The following is a 19,922-nucleotide window of genomic DNA, read 5'->3' on the forward strand; positions in this document are numbered from 1 at the left end:
AACTTCGTTACAAAAAGTAAAAATAACGGCAATCTTTTTAGAACTTCTTCTGAGACACTCTGTCCATATTCCAAAAAGCTGTATCCGGGACACACCACAACACCCTATGCATCAACGACCACGAACCATCCTGCCAACGCTGGGCACTGCGGCGCTCTGTCTGCTTATGACAGCGTGCGCGCTTACGCCGCCAGATACCGCACCCGATCTGCCACTGCCCGAGCAGTTCACCGCCCAAGGCACCGCCGAGCTGGGCAATGACTGGTGGCTGGACTTCGAAGACCCACAACTCCAGGCACTGATGCAGCAGACATTTACCCAAAATTACTCCCTGCAGGCTGCCCGCGAGCGTCTGAACCAGGCGGAAGCTCAGGCAAAAAAAGCCGGTGCCTCCCTGTTTCCAGATATCAGCGCTTCAGGCAGCGGGAAAAGAACCCGGGCAGACAACGGCATCACCCTCGGTAACAGCACCGACTACAGCCTTGGCCTGGAAGCCGCCTATGAGCTGGACTTCTGGGGCAGAAACCAGGCCATCCGTGAGAGCGCCCGTTTCGACTGGCTGGCCAGTCGGGAATCGCTGGATGCCGCCACCATGACTCTGGCAGCGACCCTGGCCAATACCTGGTATGCCCTGCAGGAACAGGCCAACCAACTCACATTGCTGGCAGAACAACGGAACAATCTGACCAGAACACTAAAATTGATAGATTTTCGCTATCAATCAGGTCGCGCACCCGCCACGGATGTCATGCAGCAACAGCTTCAGTTGGAAGCCATTGAAGCGGATATTATCCAGGCCAGAGCTCAACAGCAGTTGCTGATCCACCAGCTCAATATCCTGACCGGTCAGGCGCCATCAGCCCCCCTGACCTGGCATCCAGCCGCTCTCCCAGCGCTGCCGGATCTGCCAGATACCGGCCTGCCCGCAACGCTCACCGAACGTCGGCCAGACCTGCGTCAAGCCTGGTTTGAGGTCGAATCCCAACGCCAGGGCGTCGTAGTGGCCCGTGCGGATCGCCTGCCGCGCCTGACCCTCACGGCCTCATTAACCACGGCCAGTGACCACTGGCATAACCTGTTTGACACTTGGGCGGCCAGCCTGCTGGGTGGCATCACGGCCCCCCTGTTTGATGGCGGGCAGCGAAAGGCGGAAGCCGACCGGGCGCTTTATGCCTTACAGGAATCTGTCCAGACCTATACCCAGACCGTTCTGGACGCCCTCGGCGAAGTCGAAGACGCCCTGGTCCGTGAAGACCACCAGCAGGCGTATCTGACACAGCTGACACAGCAAGTGACCCTGGCCGCACAAATTCTTGACCAGACCCAACTGCGCTATGCGAAAGGTGCCACGGACTACCTCAATGTCCTGCAGGCACAGAAGAGCCTGCAGGATCTGCAACGCCAGCGTCTGACAGCTCAACGCCAGCTGATTGAATACCGAATCGCCCTCTATCGCGCATTGGCTGGCGGCTGGCAATCGGATCACACGGAACCCAACGCCCCCCCTGCAGGCCAGGAGGTATGAAGACTATGACCATGCAATCCACAACCAAAACCCGCCTGATCAAACGGGCTCTTCCGGTGGTTATCCTCCTGGTCGGGCTGGCCATTTCGGCCCTGTTGCTGAAAAGTCCGCCCCGAGCGGGCACCGCAGCACTGCCTGACAACACGCGACTGGTTGACACACTCCAGCTTGAAAAAACTGAACATCGCCCTGTCGTTGAAGTCATGGGACAAGTGGTCGCAAAACGGCAGGTGACACTGTATCCGCAGGTCAGTGGGGAAATTACCCAGGTCAGTTCGGCACTGGTGCCCGGTTATACCATCAGCGTCGATGAAACCGTCATCCGCCTGGATGACCGTGATTACCGCATCGCCCGGAAGCGTATGGCCAGCAATGTCGCCAAAGCCAATGCCGACCTGTTGCTGGAGCAGGGCCAGCAAGCCATCGCCCGCCGCGAGTATGAACTGACAGGGCGCAAGCTGTCGCCTGCGGATGAAAGCCTGGTCTTGCGTCAACCTCAATTGCAGGCGGCCGAAGCCGCGCTGGCATTGGCAGAAGCAGATCTGGCGCAAGCCAACCTGTCGCTGGAGCGTACAACGATTCAACCGCCGTTTGATGGCCAGGTTGTCAGCCTGAATGTCGAGCTGGGCAGTTTCGTCAACACCTCCACAGCACTGCTGGACATGGTCGATATTTCAGAATTCCGCCTGGAAGCCAGCGTGCCCGTCGAGCAATTGCAATGGCTAACCGGCGGAGACTCGGTCAGCGGCTCTCCCGTCAGGGTTTACAGCCCGTCCTGGCCTGACAACCAGTTCAGGCAAGGGTATGTCTTGTCAGTCTCGCCCAGTCTGGAAACCGGCACCCGTATGGCCCGTGTTCTGATTACCATTCCGGATCCGCTGGCGCAGAAACCGGAGAATCGCCAGAAACCTGCCATACGCGTCAATGACTACCTGCGTGCAGACATTCAGGGCCCAACCATCGCCAATGTGGTCGCCCTACCCAGGGAGCACCTCCACAACGGTAATACCGTCTGGCTGATGAGTGATAACAACACCTTGGAAGTACGCACGGTTACTCCGCTGTTTACCGGCCAGGACACCGTGCTGATTGCCAATGACATTGCCTCCGGTGAAAGCATCATTACCTCCGCCCTGCCAGCCCCAGTGTCGGGACTTCCCCTGCGGACACGAGAGGACACCACTGACAATCATGAGTTGGCCGGTGCGGCCCGCTCTGGCAGGAAGCAGCCCCTATGAGCCGAGCCTCCCTGAACCGCGGCCCCATTGCCTGGATGGTCAACAACCGGGTCACACCCAATCTGTTGATGTTGTTTCTGCTGATCGGCGGCCTGATGCTGTCGATGCAAATCCGCAAGGAAGTCTTCCCGGAATTCACCCTGGACATGGTCAATGTCAGCGTCGCCTACTCCGGCGCGACACCGGAAGAGGTGGAACAGGGGATTGTCCTGGCGATCGAAAATGAAATCCGCGGTATTGAAGGCATTGAGGAGATCACCGCCCGTGCCAGCGAAGGCAGCGCCATGGTGTCTGCGGAACTGATGAACGGCGCCAATCCCGACCGTACCCTGCAGGAGATTGAACAGGCCGTCGGCCGAATCAGTACCTTTCCGGAAGAAGCCGAAAAACCGGTCGTCAGTCTGGGCGGGAGAAAACATGCGGTATTAGACCTGGTACTGCACGGCAATGTGAATGAAGTCACCCTGAGGGAACAGGCAGAGGCTATCCGTGATCGATTACTGCAGTCACCGGGTATTACCCAGGCCGAACTGGATGGTGCGCGCAATTACGAAATCCAGGTGGAAGTCAATCGCGACACCCTGCGCCGTTACCAGCTGACCCTGACGGACGTCGCCAATACGATCCGTAACAGTGCACTGGACCTGTCCGGCGGCACCCTGAAGACGGAAGGGGGCGAAATCAGCCTGCAGGTTCAGGAGCGTCGCGACTGGGCCCAGGAGTTTGCCGGCATTCCATTGCTCACTACGCCTGAAGGCGGCCTCTTGACCTTGGGCGATGTCGCCTCTGTCAACGATGGTTTTGAAGACAGCGATGTCTACAACACCTGGAATGGCAACCCGTCCATCGCCATCACGGTGTACAGGGTCGGTGACCAGACGCCTATTGGGATTTCCGATGCGGTCCATGACGCACTGCCGGGCATTACCGCAGAACTGCCACCAGGCATCACCCTGGTCGTTGCGGATGATGATTCAGACATCTACCGTGCACGGATGGACCTGTTGCTGAAAAACGCCTTTATGGGGTTGCTGCTGGTACTGGTCGTACTGGGCCTGTTTTTGGAATTCCGGCTGGCCTTCTGGGTCACCATGGGCATTCCCATCTCATTCCTGGGCGCGCTGCTGATACTGCCCGGGCTGGGTGTCTCCATCAACATGGTGTCGATGTTCGCCTTTATCATTGCCCTGGGTATCGTGGTGGATGACGCCATCATCGCCGGCGAAAACATCTATGAAAACATGCAGCAGGGCATGGATTTCCACAAAGCTGCCATTGTCGGTACTAGACAAGTGGCCGTCCCTCTGACTTTCAGCATTCTCACCAATGTGGTCGCTTTCCTGCCGATCCTGTTCCTGCCCGGTTTCCTGGGCAAGATCTTCATGGTGATTCCCATCGTGGTGATCAGTGTGTTCCTGATTTCCTGGATTGAATCCCTGTTCATCCTGCCAGCACACCTGGCCTGGATGAAGAAGCGCCCGGCCAGCCAGCTCGGTCGCCGACTGGATCAGTTTCAGGAAAGCGTGGATCGTCGCCTGCAGGGGTTTATCCAGCAGCGTTACCAGCCAGCCATCGCACAGATCATGCACCATCGCTATCTGACCATGGCTATTGGCATTGCACTGCTGATGATTGCCATTGCCTTCATGGGTAGCGGACGGCTGGGCTTTACCCTCATGCCCCGCACCGAATCCGACCGCGCCACGGCGACCGCCACCCTGCCCTACGGCAACCCTCTCAGCCAGGCTGAAGCCATACGCGAACAGCTGGAAACGGCGGCCCATCAGGTCGCTGAAAACAATGGCGGCGACCGTCTACTGAACAGCATCGAAGCCCGGATCAACAGCAATGAAGTCAAGGTGTTCATGCACCTGCAGGAAAATGGTATCCGGCCAATCAGCACCACCGACGTCACCCAACTCTGGCGAGAAGCTGTCGGACAGATACCCGGTATTCAGGGACTGGCCTTCTCCGCCACAGGACGAGGACCTGGCGGCGGCTCTGCCCTGACCGTTGAATTGAGCCATCGCAATACCGCATTGCTGAAAGCCGCCAGTGAACAACTGGCCGAGGATCTGGCCCAGTTCCAGGGTGTTTCCGACATTGAGAACACCTTTGCCAGCGGCAAGCCCCAGCTCAGCTTCAAGATTCGCCCGGAAGGTCGTAGCCTGGGGCTGACTGCCCGAGATCTGGCCAGCCAGGTTCGCTCCTCCTTTTATGGCGCCCAGGCCTTCCGCCAGCAGCGGGGCAGTAATGAAGTCAAAGTCATGGTCCGGCTGCCGGAAGAGCAGCGCATCAGCGAGTATGATCTTGAGCAGCTGATGATCCGCACCCCCACGGGTAACGACGTGCCACTGTTCCAGGTAGCCGACGTGATTCGTGATGAGTCCGCCTCTACGATCAATCGCCGCAACGGCCGCCGAACCGTGGATATCAGAGCGGATGTCACACCGTTGGGCAAGACCCCACAGGTCATTGCCGCCCTGGAAAAATCGGTATTCCCCGACCTTCAGGCAGCTTACCCGGCATTGGATATCAGCCTGCAGGGACGCCAGGCCGATGAACGGGAAAGCCTCTCCAGCATGGTAACGGGTGGTGCTCTGGCACTGATGATGCTTTATCTGTTACTGGCTATTCCGTTCCGCAGCTATTCGCAGCCATTTGTCGTGATGGCGGTGATACCATTTGGTGTTGTCGGGGCGGTGATTGGCCATGTACTGATGGGCTATACCCTGAGCATGGTAAGTTTGTTCGGCATTGTCGCCCTGTGCGGCGTGGTTGTGAATGACAGCCTGATCATGGTTGATTATGCCAACCAGCAGCGACAGAAAGGGCTGGATGGTTATGAAGCCATCAAGCAGGCCGGTGTCCGGCGATTCCGGCCGATCATGCTAACCACCATCACCACGTTTGGCGGTCTTGCCCCCATGATCTTCGAAACCTCACGCCAGGCGCGCTTCATGATACCGATGGCGATCTCGCTCGGTTTCGGCATCCTGTTTGCAACACTGATCACCTTGGTTCTGCTGCCCTGCCTGTATGGCATTCTGGAAGACATCAAGGCGCTCTTTGCCGCTGACTCAGACCATCAAACCGCCAGCAACCCGTAAACATGCCACCTTACACCGGACAGCCCTGATACTGTCCGGTGTACTGACCACCAAGCAAGCGTAACTGACTCTGCAACCACGCAATGCCCTTGCCAGCCGCCGGCCTACGGGATACATTGAGAGAATATGGTCAGAACGCTTCGGCCAGCGTCAGACCCAAACATATGAAAATCGGCTTGACCCGGCACCGGCCATCCGTATAATGCCGCACAATTTGTCCGAAGCCGTCTGGCCGGACGTGTTTTCTGAATCGTTTTGCAACAGGGGTTAACCGCCAGTGATGATTTGCGCCGCACGCACAAACGCACACCGAATGGCACACAGTGTTGAACCCTGCGCTGTTATTCACCATTTATCACTATTCATTTTAAAAAGCCCCTTATTTCAGGGGCTTTTTTTTGACCGCAATACGCTCGACCCACAACAGGGAAACCGCCTGCCTGATCGGCAGCTGGCTTTCAGACTTCACCCAGGAAAAGGACAGGTGCGCTGAAACATGGCTAATCCTCTCTACCAGAAACACATTGTTTCCATCCCCGAGCTTACCCGTGAGGAGCTGGAGCTGATTGTGTCCACCGCCGAAACCCTCAAAAAGGAACCCCGGCCGGATCTGCTAAAAGGCAAGGTCATTGCCAGCTGTTTCTTCGAAGCGTCCACACGGACCCGGCTCTCCTTCGAAACTGCCGTGCAGCGACTGGGCGGCACCTTCATCGGTTTTGATAATGGCAGCAACACCTCACTGGCCAAGAAGGGTGAAACCCTGGCGGACTCGGTTCAGGTGATCTCTTCCTACACCGATGCCTTCGTCATGCGTCACCCCCAGGAAGGCGCGGCCCGCGTCGCCTCCGAGTTCGCCAGTGTTCCCGTGATCAACGGTGGCGACGGCTCCAACCAGCACCCGACCCAGACGCTGCTGGACCTGTTCAGCATCCACGAATGCCAGGGGCAACTGGACAATCTCAAAGTCGCCTTTGTCGGTGACCTGAAATACGGCCGCACCGTCCACTCCCTGACTCAGGCGATGAGCCACTTCAACGCCGAATTCACCTTCATCTCGCCTGACGCCCTGGCCATGCCGGACTACCTGTTGGAAGAACTGGACGAGAAAGGCATCACCTGGCGCACCGCCCAGAGCATTGAAGAGATCGCCCACGATGTAGATATCATCTACATGACCCGGGTACAGAAAGAGCGTTTCGACGAGACCGAGTACAAGCTGATCGCCTCCCAGTACATCCTCAGTGCGGAAACCCTGAAAGAAGCCAAGCCAAACCTGCGCATCCTGCACCCCCTACCCCGGGTGGATGAGATCAACGTGGATGTGGACAACACCCCTTACGCCTACTACTTCCAGCAGGCGGAAAACGGTGTCTACGCCCGGGAAGCGCTGCTGGCGCTGGTACTGAACGAAACGATCTGAGGAGCAGGACATCATGGTTGAGAAGCATAAACTCCAGGTAGAAGCGATCCGCAAGGGCACCGTGATCGACCATATCCCGGCCGGCCAGGGCATCAAGATCCTCAAGCAGCTGCAGCTGCTGGGTACCAATGTCCGCATTACCGTCGGTTTCAACCTGCCCAGCAAGGACCTGGGGCTGAAGGATATCATCAAGGTCGAAAACCGCCTGTTCAACGAAAAGGAAGCTAGCGAACTGGCGATCTTCGCGCCAGGGGCGACCATCAACGTCATTGATGAATATCAAGTACAGAACAAGTTCGAAATGAGCATTCCTGAGTCCATCGAAGGGGTGTTCGAATGCCCGAACTCCAACTGCATCACCCACAATGAGCCAGTGCAAACCTACTTTTCCCTGCGTCAGACCAAAGAGTCTCTGCAGATGAAGTGCAAATATTGCGAAAAAAGTTTCAGTAAGGATATTGTGGCGGGAATTTAACCTACTAATACGCTTTCAAAAGCACAAGAAAAACTAAAAATAAGCAGTTTCCATTTTAGGAAGCTGCTTATTGTAAGTGTTATAGAAAAATAGTTAAAAGAATCAGTCATCTATCAAGAAAACTGGACACATTTATTCATTAGAGGAACAAAGTGACATTCTAAAAACCAAGCCAAACAAACTACTCTTTCAGCAACAGTGCGCGACTCATAGCATCAAAAAAAACATACCTCAAAAATGACATATCCGTATCTACAAACATACTAGGCGTCATGGAAACAGGGTCATAATAGCCCGCATCAGCTGTCATGCCTTGGGGCACGCGAGTCTTCCCATGAAATTTTTCGCCAGCAGAAAATAGTTGAGCCATCAAATCAAATTCCGGATCAATGCGGAATGGACTTTTTCTAAAGGCATTATCATGCAGAACCGCATAGGCATCGTTATATTCAAGCTTCATGTAATTGAACGAACATGCTTTTTGATCATGAATAAAACCTGCAAATAAGCTTGCACCATAAGAAAGCGCATACGCCCCACCTCCATCATTCACTACGTCATCCCTATGCAAGTGTCCGCCACGATATAAAGGAATATAACCGTATGCCTTTTCATGACACTGAATCTTTATTGCATTATCAATCATTTGAAAGTCAACTTTACTACATATACGACATGAAACAAAATCAAAACGTTTATCATCCACAAACAATATTGATGGCATGTAAGGAATAGCTTTATAAATACTACCTGGTGGTGAATAACCAGCAAACAGTTCTTTTCCCTGCTCCGTAGCAAATTGTTGCAACTCAAGACAATTTTCTCTGGCTAACTCTTGAATTCTTCCAAATGTCAACACCGCGCCCTCGTGACACAGCCATTCCGCTAACGCTTGGTTAAATCGATATTTCTGTCTTAACACCCCCTCCTGACCATCCATTTCAGGCTTCTTATGTGATAACACTTCAGCTTTTTGCTCACCTTCAATAGTCAACGCAGTCCAGCTGTTAAGCCCATACTCTATCACTGGCTTCTCAGGTGTTAAACAATGAAGTCTGGCAACATCTTCTCTAACCACCAGATTAACAAAAAAGATTTCAGCCAACGCTGCGGGTATAAATGTTATTTTCTGTACACCAACTTTGCTTAAGCTTTCTCTCATAAATATCAGACTTTTTTCTACGTCTTCTTTAATCTCATGGATACTTTTTTCCGATGTTCTAACAACTTTTATATGTTTATCCACAATTGCCATGCATTGAGAAAAGTCGTCTTTCGACACCTCATCTCTAATCACCCAAATGCCATGACCTGTTTCAATTTTCTTTTCATAAGGTAGCGTTTCAGGCTGGCAAAGCCCAAAGATACTTTTGATATCAAAAAATTCTCCCCACTGCTTTCCGATCTTCTCATGTACTCTAGGCAAAATCGGATTATTAGCCTTGACCATTTGAATCAACTGCTCTCTGGTATAATTGTCTTTCGCAAAAGCGGGGCCATGGCCAGATATAGCAGGGATACCTTGCTCACTTTCTACAACCTCACTTGAAGAAGCGCCCGTTACCTGCGCTATAGAGCCATGCTCAAACGTCGCCATTAATGAAGTCATTGCTTCATCACCTGATGCTTGCAAACTCATTGGCACAGAGTCATCACTGGTACTTTTGACCTCATATAAATCCTCTCCAGAAATATCTTGCTCTTTTTTAATCGGGGTCTCTTCTTCAAACGCACCGAACTCCAAGCTTGGATCTATTGCTCCAGGCTTCTGCAGAGACTCAGACTGATCACTCTCTAAGCCAATTTCTGCGATGATGGGTTCATCCTCCACCTTAACTATTTCAGAAAAAAATACCGGATGATTAAAACTGCTTTTCGCATCATGTGGTGACATGCTCCTCTCATCAGGCATCAACATAGACTCTACATCTAACGAGCACATGTCGGCTTGAGAATATTGCTCTAAATATCCCCCCATCCAATGCGGTTGGGTATCACTGACTCCGTCCTCCGGTCGAACATCATGAGGAAACATGAAGGAATTACTATCCGGTGATTCCACCCGATGCCATTCCCCACCATCATCTTCAGGCCGCTCAAAATCGAACTTCTTATCAAATGGCTCCCCCCCAATTGCCCCATCCTGATTCTCAACACGAGAAAACAGTACGGAATCCTCACCCTGCGATTCATCCTTATGAAGCTCACAGGGATAGTATTTAGATTGCTCATTAACCTCTACAGAGCAAAGCGCCTTTGTTTCAGAAAAGACAACTTTCTCCGGATCAAAAGGATCCGCGAATGTTCTATCAGCATAATCATGCCGTCCCTGAAGAGGGTCTCTTAGTGAATCGTGGTATTTTCCAGATTGCCAACGGTAATCTAAAGACTCAGGCGAAACCGATGACTCACTGCCAGAATGATACTCCACGTAAGGAGTATCATTGCTTACGGAAGATGACATTGACCACACACGTTGCCTACTTTGACCAGATACCTGATACTGAGAAATACGTTGTTGACTTACAACCGGACTTGCGTTGAAACCATTACTATAAGAAAACGAAGCCTTTGAACTTACAGGAGAGACTTGGTTGTTAGAATCACATTCAGACTTTAAAGCAAAAACTTTATTTTCCCACTGTTCTTTTTTTCCTGCAGACAAACAACAACAGCAACAGCACGTAAGGAACTTATACCACAGTATCTTTATATATAACCATATTTTCTTGAGAACACTTATTTTTCTTTGCGATAAACTAATTCCAGGTGAATAAGGGATACCATACGAATCAGATTTATACGAACAATCGAGAACTTCCCCTCCATTGTCGGAATTGCCACAATAACCATTTCTTTCGTAGTTTCTTACACAAAAGTAATTTTGACCATCTGAAGATGATGGTAATTTTCTATCCACCATAATCACCATAGTAATTATATTATTAATGTATTTAGACACCTAAATCTTTCACTAGTTCATTTTACGTTATTAATACTGAAACTGTTTTTAACCCTGCATGGTAACACTAGCAGTTGAGCAACATTTAAAATCCGATAAATACAACAAAGAATCCCATACGGAAAACACCTACTTTTAATTAATCAAATTCACCACACACTTCCAGAGGAGTGTTATTATGATTTATGAACTTGAGTGAAAAGATATGCTCTGCAAGCGGGATTTTTGCACCAATTTTACCAAAGTGGTATAAGAACAGCCTTTTAATCAGAGCTGGTTGCGGATAGCTGCGTTGTCATCCATGTACTATCAGAAAATACTTGAAGAAATCATTGAAGAGATCCGCTCGACGCTGGGGGAAGGCGCTGTCGCGGACTACATTCCTGCGCTGGCGGCAGTCGATCCCTGCCAGTTTGGCATCGCCATCAGCACCATGGATGGCGAGGATTTTGCCGCCGGTGACGCCTTTAAACCCTTCTCTATCCAGAGTATCTCCAAGGTCTTTAATCTGGCGCTGGCCATGCGTCTGTGCGATGACGACCTGTGGAACCGGGTTGGGGTCGAGCCCTCTGGCAATGCCTTTAATTCCCTGTCCCAGCTGGAATATGAGCATGGTATTCCCCGAAACCCATTTATCAATGCTGGCGCATTAGTGATCACTGATAGCATTATCAGCCGCTCCAGCGATCCGGTCGACGTCATCCTTGAGTTCGCCCGAAGCTGTGCCGGCAACCCGGACATCACCTGCGATGAAGAGGTTTGCCGCTCCGAGCTGGCCCATGGCCACCGAAATCGGGCACTGATCAACTACCTGTGCAGTTTTGATAATATCGCCAACGATACCGAACAGATCCTGAGTACATACTTCTACCAGTGTTCCCTGGCTATGAGCTGCATGGATCTGGCGCGTTCCTTCCGTTTTCTGGCCAATGCCGGCCGGATGCCGGGGAGCGTCAGCCCGATTCTGTCCAGCCACCAGACCCGCCGGATCAACTCGCTGATGATGACCTGTGGCACCTATGATGAAGCGGGCGAATTTGCCTTTCATGTTGGCCTACCCTGCAAAAGTGGTGTTGGCGGGGGCATTGTGGCCATTGTGCCCAAGCAGATGAGTATCTGCGTCTGGAGCCCAGCCCTGGGCCCCAAGGGGAACTCCCTGGCAGGCATGCGGGCTCTGGAGCTGTTCTGCCAGAAAACCGGGCTGGCTATTTTCTGACAAACCGGCAATTGCTGCTAAACTGGGAACCCTGAGGGCGCTAGACAGTCAAAATTCATGAGAAACCGGAATTCCAGGCTTATTCAAGGGTATTCATGGCGCTTGATGGCAGTTCTGAAATACGAGGTACTATCATGAGTGATTTGACAATATCCCCTGTTACGATGAGTCAGCCCCCGTCATTGGGGCTGTGCCCGGCCATGGGCAATCTCTCAGCGAGTCGGCATATTTTCTGTAATATGTATGTGGTTGTTACGCCGGTTGTTGAACGGCAGCTGGATCCCTGCCTTGGAGACACTGAAGAAGAGGAGATGGATCGGCGCCATAAGGTCGAAAAAGTGAACCGCAAGAGCCGTGCAAACTTCACCTTCATGAAACAGCATTTCTGATCAGTCCGTTTCTGGCTCACCCGGTGGATGGGCGAGTTTTTCCGTCCACCGCTCAAGCTGGAATGACTCACGGTAGCGCAGCCATTCACGCTTGGTTCGTGTCATCAGTTGGTCTGACTCATGGCACCCAGCGCTTTCGGCAACGATCACCAGGTAGTTAGCAGAATCCAGCAGGGTTCCTCCTTCCATGATGGCAACATAGGCAGCGCCGGTTTCAAGTGAAAAGCGGCGACCGGTCAAATCGTTCAGCCACTCAACACCCGCTTGAGAGGCTGCCGGTGAGATTTCAGACAGCGCTCCCTCTAAATGCTGCGCATTGATATCCCGCTGCTGATAATCCATCCCTGCAACCATGACATACTGTGCCTGGTTACAACGTGATTCATCATGCAATACGTCCAAAGCCTTATTAAGCTCCTGTTCCGATGCACCGATCAGAAAGGTCATTCCCGAGCTCTCTGATGAGCTCTGAATCAGCTGCTCCTGTGTTTCACGTACCAACGGCTCTGCCGCTGTTCTTAGAAGACTGGCATCGGTGGTCAAGTTATTAAACTGCACGCCGGTTAACTCGGATGCGACCTCTTTCGTCGCATCCTGCAACGTATCCAGTGCCACCCTGTGACAAATACCACTACAGAACTCAATTTGCATGGACTCCTTCAAGGGGCAATGATCAGGAATAACAGCAACATACGGCAGGCCTAACATTTGCGCATACCACGCTTCCGCGATGGCCATCGCAGGTGGTGAATTACTGATAACTGGCTTGTCTGCCTCCAGCTGACGCTGGCTCAGCGCCTGCAGAAAGAGCACACGCGCTACCCGCTGGCGCCAGCTACCCACTGGATTCCAGGACTCATCCTTGAGATAAAGTTTCTGCCCTCCAGGACGGAGGACATCAAGTTTCAGTAATGGTGTCTGCCCAGGCAATTCAGCCAATAACTTCTGTTCAGCCTGCGCCACCCATAAAAGACTGTTAACCATGCCTTTACCCCATGTAACAGATTTCGGGCTGTTGTCACCTTGACCAAGTCTAGAGTGCGAGGTACTAAAGTCCATGACATAACTGTCTGTTCAACTAGGCAATATCGCGACAAGGCTGTAGTATTTCATCCATTATGTTATCAAGGCTGACACTGCTCCCTTAGCGGGTTAGTTATCCAGCTATTTATTTTTATTGGTCTCCTGCTCTCTGATACCAGCAGGCCGTGCAAGGAAAGACAGTAATTTTGAGTGGTTTCCTGAACATTTTTCGCAAAAAGTCGCCGGCGCCGAAAGAACAGCCTGCCAACACTGCGCCCCGGCAAGCCAAGAAGCCAGGACGCCAGGGCAACCGTGGCGGCAAGCCCGGTAAAAAGCCGCAGTCCCGGCATAACCGGCCGCGCAACAGCCAGAAACCGGCCATGTCCCCTTGGGATATCAGCCAGTTTGAAGTTCCCCCCGAAAAAGGCAAAACCCGTTTTCACGACTTTGATCTGCCCGCACCACTCATGAGAGCGATCCAGGAGCAGGGTTTCCGTTACTGTACGCCCATTCAGGCAGAGGTCCTGGGCTCAACCATGGAAGGTCAGGATGCCATCGGCAAGGCTCAGACCGGTACCGGTAAAACCGCTGCTTTTCTGATTGCCACCATCAAACAACTGCTGGACACCCCTCCGCCCGCAGAACGTTATCTGGGCGAACCCCGTGCAGTCATCGTTGCACCAACCCGGGAACTGGCCATCCAGATCTGTGAAGATGCCAAGGCGTTGACCCGTTATACAGACCTGCATGTCGTCATGGTGGTTGGCGGTATGGACTACGAAAAACAACGCAAGCACCTGCAGGAAAACTTTGTTGATATCCTGATCGCCACTCCAGGACGCCTGCTGGACTATAACGAGAAGCGTGACGTCTACCTGGACCTGGTGGAAACACTGGTGCTGGATGAAGCTGACCGTATGCTGGATATGGGGTTCATTCCCCAGGTACGCCGCATTGTTCGTGCGACCCCTCGCCCCGGTGACCGGCAGACATTATTGTTCTCGGCTACGTTTAACGACGACGTTATGCGCCTGACAGAACAGTGGACCTGGCATCCTGTCAGGGTTGAAATTGAGCCGGATCACGTAGCCACGGACAATGTTGAACAGAAGGTCTACATTGTATCCACCGAGGAAAAGTACCGGATTCTCCATAATATGATTACCCGGCAGAAGCTGGATCGGGTGATCGTGTTCACCAATCGACGGGATCAGACGCGTCGCCTGACAGAAAAGCTGAAAAAAGACGGGATCAACTCTGACATGTTGTCCGGCGAAATCCCCCAGAACAGACGCATTCGCACACTGGAGAATTTCAAGAATGGCAAGATCCGGGTACTGGTAGCGACGGATGTTGCGGGCCGCGGTATCCACGTTGACGGCATATCCCATGTCATCAACTACAACCTGCCGGAAGACCCGGAAGACTATGTCCACCGTATCGGCAGAACCGGACGGGCAGGTGCTAGCGGCATCTCGGTTAGTTTTGCCTGTGAAGATGACGCATTCCTGATCCCCACACTGGAAGAATTGCTGGGCGACAAGCTCAAAATGACATCACCTCCTGACGAACTGCTCAGCCGCTGAGGCGGGCAAGCGCCAGTTTTCCAGCATCTCTTATCAAGGCACGCCCATCCTTTTTGGTGGCTGCGTGCCATCTTCAAAATACACAAACCCAGACCCAGCAAGCCCTCCAGAACGTTCTGACAAATCCAGACCAGACTTGGCGATTTCTTATTGCTAGAGATTATAAGCATCACTTGCATGCTCACGAATCTTTATCTCATAATGAAATCAGGTCTGGGCAATATGGACTGTTCCCAGGCCGGTGATCCTACTATCGAAAGGAGCTGCTAATATGCCTCGAGCAGTGAAGCTTGAATCGATCACGTCCCCTCAAACAACCACCTACATACTGGACAGCAACGTTCTCATACACGATCCAAACGCTCTACTCAATTTCGACGAACACCGCGTTATCATCCCGATGACCGTCCTGGAGGAACTGGACCACCTCAAGAACAGCAAACAGACTATCGCGGCAGACTGCCGGCAAGCCATCCGATTGATTGACAATATCGTCGGCAATGCCAGCCCGGAAGAGATTGGCCGTGGCGTTCCCATCACGCGAGGCGAGCAGGATCCGCCGCAGGGTTCACTCTCCATCATGATGGAACACGCCAAAGATAACCTCACGCACCTCTCCAACAACCTCAACGACAACCAGATAATCAACGACATCTGTCAACTGCAGAAAGCACGTCCTGAGGGCGAGTTTGTTCTGGTCACCAAAGATATCAACATGCGCCTCAAGGCGCGTGGCTGTGGCATTCCTGCAGAGGACTACCATAACGACCAGCAGATCTCAGACGTCAACCTGCTCAGCAAGGGCTTTCTGGAGGTCGAAGGCAGCTTCTGGGATAACGTAGACCAGGTGAATACGGAGCAGACTAACGGTCACACGTACCATACGCTTCCCCGGACCGGTATCCTCGAAGAGATCACCGTCAATGAGTTCATCATTGATGAGCAAGGCTTTGTGGGACGCGTCATACAGGCAACAGACGACAAAATCAGGCTATTACATTTATCCGAAGAAAGCCTGATGCATCAAAAAGCCTGGGGGCTGCAGCCACTGGACATCCACCAGGCGATTGCCCTGCATCTGTTACTCGACCCGGATATACAGCTGGTCAACCTGAATGGCCCGGCCGGTTCCGGCAAGACGATTCTGGCACTCGCTGCAGCGATTGAAATGACGGTCGCCTCCAAGCAATACCGTCGTATTATCGCGACCCGCAGTACGCGTGGTCTGGATGAAGATATCGGCTATCTGCCAGGTACAGAACAGGAAAAAATGGAACCCTGGCTAGGTGCGATCACGGATAACATGGAGGCACTGCATCGGGATGACGAAAACACCAATGGTAGTGTGGACTACATCCTCAATCAGGTGCCCATTCACTTCAAATCACTGAATTACATACGGGGCAGAAGTTTTCAGGAAAGCCTGATCATCATTGATGAATGCCAGAACCTGACACCGCACCAGATGAAAACCATCATCACGCGCGCGGGGATGGGCACCAAGGTGATTTGTCTGGGCAACCTGGCTCAGATTGATACGCCGTACCTCAGCCCGACAAGTTCTGGACTGACTTACCTGACTGGACGGTTCAGAGGGTTTGAATTCGGCGGAATGGTGCAACTCGAAGGGGTTCCCCGCTCTGCACTGGCAGCCTTCGCGGAAGAAAATCTGTAAGTTATACGTTGTATAAACAAACAAGGCCTGATGATGAACTCATCAGGCCTTTTTATAAGCACAATGAAACCTGATCAGGTATACATTGCCTCAATTTCCTTGCCGAACCGTTCCATGATCACTTTTCTTCTCAGCTTGAGAGTAGGTGTCATTTCACCCAGATCCAGCGAGAACTCCCGTGGCAGCAATGTAAATTTTTTTACTTTCTCAAAACGGGGCAGTTCCTTCTGCAGGCTTTCCAGACGCTGCTGAAACAACGCCTGAATCGACTGGTCACGAATCAGGTCCATCCGCGATTCAAACTTCACGCCCATGGATCGTGCATACTCTTCCAGTGCTTCATAAGCCGGCACAATCAAGGCGGATACAAATTTCCGGGCATCCGCAATAATCGCGACCTGCTCAACAAAATGATCACGAACAATGGTACCTTCGACTACCTGTGGCGCAACATACTTGCCGCCAGACGTTTTCATCAATTCCTTGATGCGCTCCGTCATGACCAGGTTACCCTGGTCATCAATATATCCAGCATCCCCCGTTCGGAACCAGCCGTCGATGAACGCTTCACGGGTTGCTTCAGGTTTACGGTAATAGCCTCTCATCACAGTACCACCGCGCACCTGGATTTCATTATCTGCACCGATCCTGATATCCACTTCCGGCAATGGCTTGCCAATCGAACCCAGCGTAATGGCGTCATCATAACAACTGACGGTTGCCGTTGTTTCTGTCAAGCCATAGCCGTATTTGATATTCAGTCCAATGACCTGGAAAAACAGGTTGATGTCGTCTTCCAGCCTGGCACCCGCACAGGGGAAAAATCGCATTCTGCCGCCTACCAGAGCACGTAACTTCTGGAATACCAACTTGTCAGCAACCATCTGTGCCAGCCGAAGCCCTGGAGTTATCCACCGGCCAGACTGTCGGCGGTGAAAATAACGTTCACCGGTTGCCAGAGCCCAGCTGAACAGGCGCTTTCTGAAAGGTGTCGCATGCTCAACACGGGCCAGAATCGCAGAATGTATCTTCTCGTAGAAACGCGGTACGGCACACATGACGGTTGGTCGCACCACTGTCAGCGCGTCCCTGACCGCTGCAGGGTCACGAATGTAGGCATTGGTGGCGCCACGATACATGACATAAAACGTCCAGGCTCTTTCAAATACATGACAGAGGGGCAGGAAGCAGAGTGAAACATCAGCATCCGTCAACAACAACCGCTGATCATGAAGGCGCAGGGTAGTGCCAAAATTCCGGTAATCCAGCATCACCCCCTTGGGTTCACCCGTCGTGCCTGAGGTGTAGATCAGGGTGACCAGATCATCCATATCACTGCTTTCAAACCGCTCGGTCAGCAGATCACGAAAAGCGGTCGTCGTTGCACACCCGATAAAGTCCGTCAGATAGACGGCATGCGGACAGCCGCGAATATTCACACCAGGATCCAGTACGACAATTTTTTCTAATACCGACGCATCAGAGAGAAGCGATACGGCTTTGTCAAACTGCTCCTGCTCACCCACAAACAGGATTCTGGCCTCAGCATCATTAATAATATATTGAGCCTGCCCGGTCGTGCTGGTCGGATAAAGCGGTACTGTCACCGCCCGGCAGGACAGGATCGCCAGATCAGCAATCGTCCACTCGGGCATATTACGGGCGAAGATCCCCACCTTATCCTGTACATCAACCCCTTCGCGCAACAAGGCGCAGGCTAACGCATCGACTCGATGGCCAAATTGCTGCCAGTTAATGGTTTTCCAGGACCGTCCTTGCTGGTATCTGATGGCAATTCTGTCACGATATTGGCTGACGCGTTCATGAAACAGTCGAACCAGGTGCCAGTCTGTCACGCTTTGCATGAAATATTCCGGAATATCCGCTCGTATTGAGCGGATGCAAGTCTGTCGTGTAGGGAATATACGGTCAATACGGTGTGAGCGCAGACAACTCATATTTTTCCATTAAATTTAATTTCAACATCCAATAAAATATTTCACAATAAAAAAACACAGTTTGATTGTTAATTGACATAATAATGCCCAAAGCCATGAAACATTCCCCATTAAAAAACCACTAGCATTAATTAATAAAACCATTATTAGTGAGACATGGGCATGAAACGTAAAGTTCAGAAAGGGTTCACACTCATTGAACTGATGATTGTTGTTGCCATCATCGGAATCCTGTCAGCAATTGCTATTCCCGCCTATCAAAATTACGTAGCGCGAGCAAAAATCACTGAAGGATTGGCGCTGGCAGGCGGTTTCAAACAGCAATCCATGGAATACTTTAGCTCTGCTGGTGGCTGGCCAACAACCTTTGGTGATCTCGGTATTAATGATGATGGAAAAGGATTTATTCATTACCCCAAAAATATGCATGTCGATCATGTATTTCTGGGCGGGGGCCACGTCTACGTTAGATTCGACGAAACTCTCAGCAATGCCAGTATGCTGTTATTTGCCGATGCAATCAGCTCCAATAGCAGTGTGATAAGGTGGAGATGCATTCCTGCACATCCTGACACTAAGGAAGTTTGGACCAAGCTCAATATGGAATACGCTATGCCTAGCGTAGAGGATCAGGAAAAAACATTTAACTACTTCCCTGGAGCATGCACAAAAGATCTCAATGAGACTGTTGATACGTGGAAAAAACAAAAAGATTTGACTGACGAGATTGCCAAAAATCCTAATCCCACCCCCCCACCATCACCATCACCATCACCATCACCATCACCATCACCATCACCATCACCATCACCATCACCAGCACCAGCACCAGCACCAGCACCTTCATCTAGTGGACCGAGTGGTGGTATTGATATGACCGGGCGAGGAGGCTGTAGGGATATGTCTGCATACTGGTATGGTGGAATAATTCATTATTGCGTAAACAATCATATGCATACCGTTTCACAATTTCTAGACTGGGGACAATTCAATCCGGCTGCTATTGCCGAGCACCAGCGCACTGTAGCCGATCTAACCAATAGAGGGATGCTGCATACCCTGCCTCCTGGCTACGCACCATAAGAGCAATCGTCTAACTGTGAGAGCGGATTCATTGTAAAGCTCCCACAGTTAGACTCAAACGTATTATTTAAATCCACTAAAAAACCACAATGCATAACTTACTGAAAGACATCAGATTTTGGTAATTTAAAAGTGCTACCAAACAAATTAATAACGATATACGTAAAGAAAAGTCAAATATAGCACCTTGAAAAACTCATAATACCCACGCTGCATGCCGCCAATAAATATCCTTCATTATTTTACTTAATTTTTTTGTAAT

At 51.6% G+C, this 19,922-nt stretch carries 13 protein-coding genes; 10 read left to right on the forward strand and 3 right to left on the reverse strand.

All coding sequences use genetic code 11. The features are described 5' to 3' along the window. Positions 1 to 106: 106 nt before the first annotated feature. The 5 genes from KHS78_RS05245 (at position 107) to pyrI (ending at position 7,768) form a co-directional block, all read left to right on the forward strand. Complete coding sequence (locus KHS78_RS05245) at positions 107 to 1,525, forward strand: efflux transporter outer membrane subunit (RefSeq protein WP_211825834.1); 1,419 nt, start codon at positions 107 to 109, stop codon at positions 1,523 to 1,525. A gap of 5 nt (positions 1,526 to 1,530) precedes the next feature. Beyond that, complete coding sequence (locus tag KHS78_RS05250; protein WP_211825837.1) at positions 1,531 to 2,763, forward strand: efflux RND transporter periplasmic adaptor subunit; 1,233 nt, start codon at positions 1,531 to 1,533, stop codon at positions 2,761 to 2,763. Then, a complete protein-coding gene (locus KHS78_RS05255) occupies positions 2,760 to 5,873 on the forward strand; it encodes an efflux RND transporter permease subunit (RefSeq protein WP_211825839.1) in 3,114 nt (1,037 codons plus the stop codon). Before KHS78_RS05250 ends, KHS78_RS05255 begins: the two co-directional genes overlap by 4 nt. Before the next feature lie 496 nt (positions 5,874 to 6,369). After that, positions 6,370 to 7,293, forward strand: a complete 924-nt coding sequence (pyrB, locus tag KHS78_RS05260; protein WP_211825841.1) for an aspartate carbamoyltransferase — start codon at positions 6,370 to 6,372, stop codon at positions 7,291 to 7,293. A 13-nt stretch (positions 7,294 to 7,306) separates the two neighbouring features. After that, complete coding sequence (gene pyrI / locus KHS78_RS05265) at positions 7,307 to 7,768, forward strand: aspartate carbamoyltransferase regulatory subunit (protein ID WP_211825842.1); 462 nt, start codon at positions 7,307 to 7,309, stop codon at positions 7,766 to 7,768. Between the two features lie 181 nt (positions 7,769 to 7,949). Here pyrI and KHS78_RS05270 read toward each other — a convergent pair whose 3' ends face one another. Further along, the gene (locus tag KHS78_RS05270) at positions 7,950 to 10,730 is read right to left on the reverse strand and encodes a hypothetical protein (RefSeq protein ID WP_211825843.1); all 2,781 of its coding nucleotides are present in this window, start codon (positions 10,728 to 10,730) and stop codon (positions 7,950 to 7,952) included. A gap of 301 nt (positions 10,731 to 11,031) precedes the next feature. On the opposite strand from KHS78_RS05270, the gene KHS78_RS05275 reads away from it, so the two are divergent. Next, positions 11,032 to 11,946: a glutaminase gene (locus KHS78_RS05275; protein WP_211825844.1), complete on the forward strand. Its 915-nt coding sequence runs from the start codon at positions 11,032 to 11,034 to the stop codon at positions 11,944 to 11,946. A gap of 134 nt (positions 11,947 to 12,080) precedes the next feature. Beyond that, the gene (locus KHS78_RS05280) at positions 12,081 to 12,335 is read left to right on the forward strand and encodes a hypothetical protein (RefSeq protein WP_211825845.1); all 255 of its coding nucleotides are present in this window, start codon (positions 12,081 to 12,083) and stop codon (positions 12,333 to 12,335) included. Here KHS78_RS05280 and KHS78_RS05285 read toward each other — a convergent pair whose 3' ends face one another. After that, positions 12,336 to 13,319 (reverse strand): pyridoxal-phosphate dependent enzyme, encoded by a 984-nt coding sequence (locus KHS78_RS05285; protein ID WP_211825846.1) that lies wholly within the window; start codon positions 13,317 to 13,319, stop codon positions 12,336 to 12,338. Between the two features lie 419 nt (positions 13,320 to 13,738). On the opposite strand from KHS78_RS05285, the gene rhlB reads away from it, so the two are divergent. Continuing rightward, positions 13,739 to 14,944, forward strand: a complete 1,206-nt coding sequence (rhlB, locus tag KHS78_RS05290) for an ATP-dependent RNA helicase RhlB (RefSeq protein ID WP_425513959.1) — start codon at positions 13,739 to 13,741, stop codon at positions 14,942 to 14,944. A gap of 271 nt (positions 14,945 to 15,215) precedes the next feature. Beyond that, positions 15,216 to 16,619 carry a PhoH family protein gene (locus KHS78_RS05295; protein WP_211825849.1) on the forward strand — a complete coding sequence of 468 codons (1,404 nt, stop codon included), beginning with the start codon at positions 15,216 to 15,218 and terminating at the stop codon, positions 16,617 to 16,619. Positions 16,620 to 16,693: 74 nt separating this feature from the next. On the opposite strand, the gene KHS78_RS05300 is transcribed toward KHS78_RS05295, so the two are convergent. After that, positions 16,694 to 18,484, reverse strand: coding sequence for an AMP-dependent synthetase/ligase (locus KHS78_RS05300; RefSeq protein ID WP_211825851.1), 1,791 nt, complete (start codon positions 18,482 to 18,484; stop codon positions 16,694 to 16,696). A 255-nt stretch (positions 18,485 to 18,739) separates the two neighbouring features. Here KHS78_RS05300 and KHS78_RS22240 point away from each other — a divergent pair, with 255 nt between their 5' ends. Continuing rightward, positions 18,740 to 19,660 carry a pilin gene (locus KHS78_RS22240; RefSeq protein ID WP_246506123.1) on the forward strand — a complete coding sequence of 307 codons (921 nt, stop codon included), beginning with the start codon at positions 18,740 to 18,742 and terminating at the stop codon, positions 19,658 to 19,660. The last annotated feature ends 262 nt before the right edge of the window (positions 19,661 to 19,922 follow it).

The organism is Kistimonas asteriae, from assembly GCF_018263925.1.
Classification (GTDB): Bacteria; Pseudomonadota; Gammaproteobacteria; order Pseudomonadales; family Endozoicomonadaceae; genus Kistimonas; species Kistimonas asteriae.

Bases quoted from the DNA above. Each gene is read 5' to 3' on its own strand.
- KHS78_RS05245 (WP_211825834.1), top strand. From the start codon at position 107: ATGCATCAACGACCACGAACCATCCTGCCAACGCTGGGCACTGCGGCG.
- KHS78_RS05250 (WP_211825837.1), top strand. From the start codon at position 1,531: ATGACCATGCAATCCACAACCAAAACCCGCCTGATCAAACGGGCTCTT.
- KHS78_RS05255 (WP_211825839.1), top strand. From the start codon at position 2,760: ATGAGCCGAGCCTCCCTGAACCGCGGCCCCATTGCCTGGATGGTCAAC.
- pyrB (WP_211825841.1), top strand. From the start codon at position 6,370: ATGGCTAATCCTCTCTACCAGAAACACATTGTTTCCATCCCCGAGCTT.
- pyrI (WP_211825842.1), top strand. From the start codon at position 7,307: ATGGTTGAGAAGCATAAACTCCAGGTAGAAGCGATCCGCAAGGGCACC.
- KHS78_RS05275 (WP_211825844.1), top strand. From the start codon at position 11,032: ATGTACTATCAGAAAATACTTGAAGAAATCATTGAAGAGATCCGCTCG.
- KHS78_RS05280 (WP_211825845.1), top strand. From the start codon at position 12,081: ATGAGTGATTTGACAATATCCCCTGTTACGATGAGTCAGCCCCCGTCA.
- KHS78_RS05285 (WP_211825846.1), bottom strand. From the start codon at position 13,319: ATGGTTAACAGTCTTTTATGGGTGGCGCAGGCTGAACAGAAGTTATTG.
- rhlB (WP_425513959.1), top strand. From the start codon at position 13,739: ATGTCCCCTTGGGATATCAGCCAGTTTGAAGTTCCCCCCGAAAAAGGC.
- KHS78_RS05295 (WP_211825849.1), top strand. From the start codon at position 15,216: ATGCCTCGAGCAGTGAAGCTTGAATCGATCACGTCCCCTCAAACAACC.
- KHS78_RS05300 (WP_211825851.1), bottom strand. From the start codon at position 18,484: ATGCAAAGCGTGACAGACTGGCACCTGGTTCGACTGTTTCATGAACGC.
- KHS78_RS22240 (WP_246506123.1), top strand. From the start codon at position 18,740: ATGAAACGTAAAGTTCAGAAAGGGTTCACACTCATTGAACTGATGATT.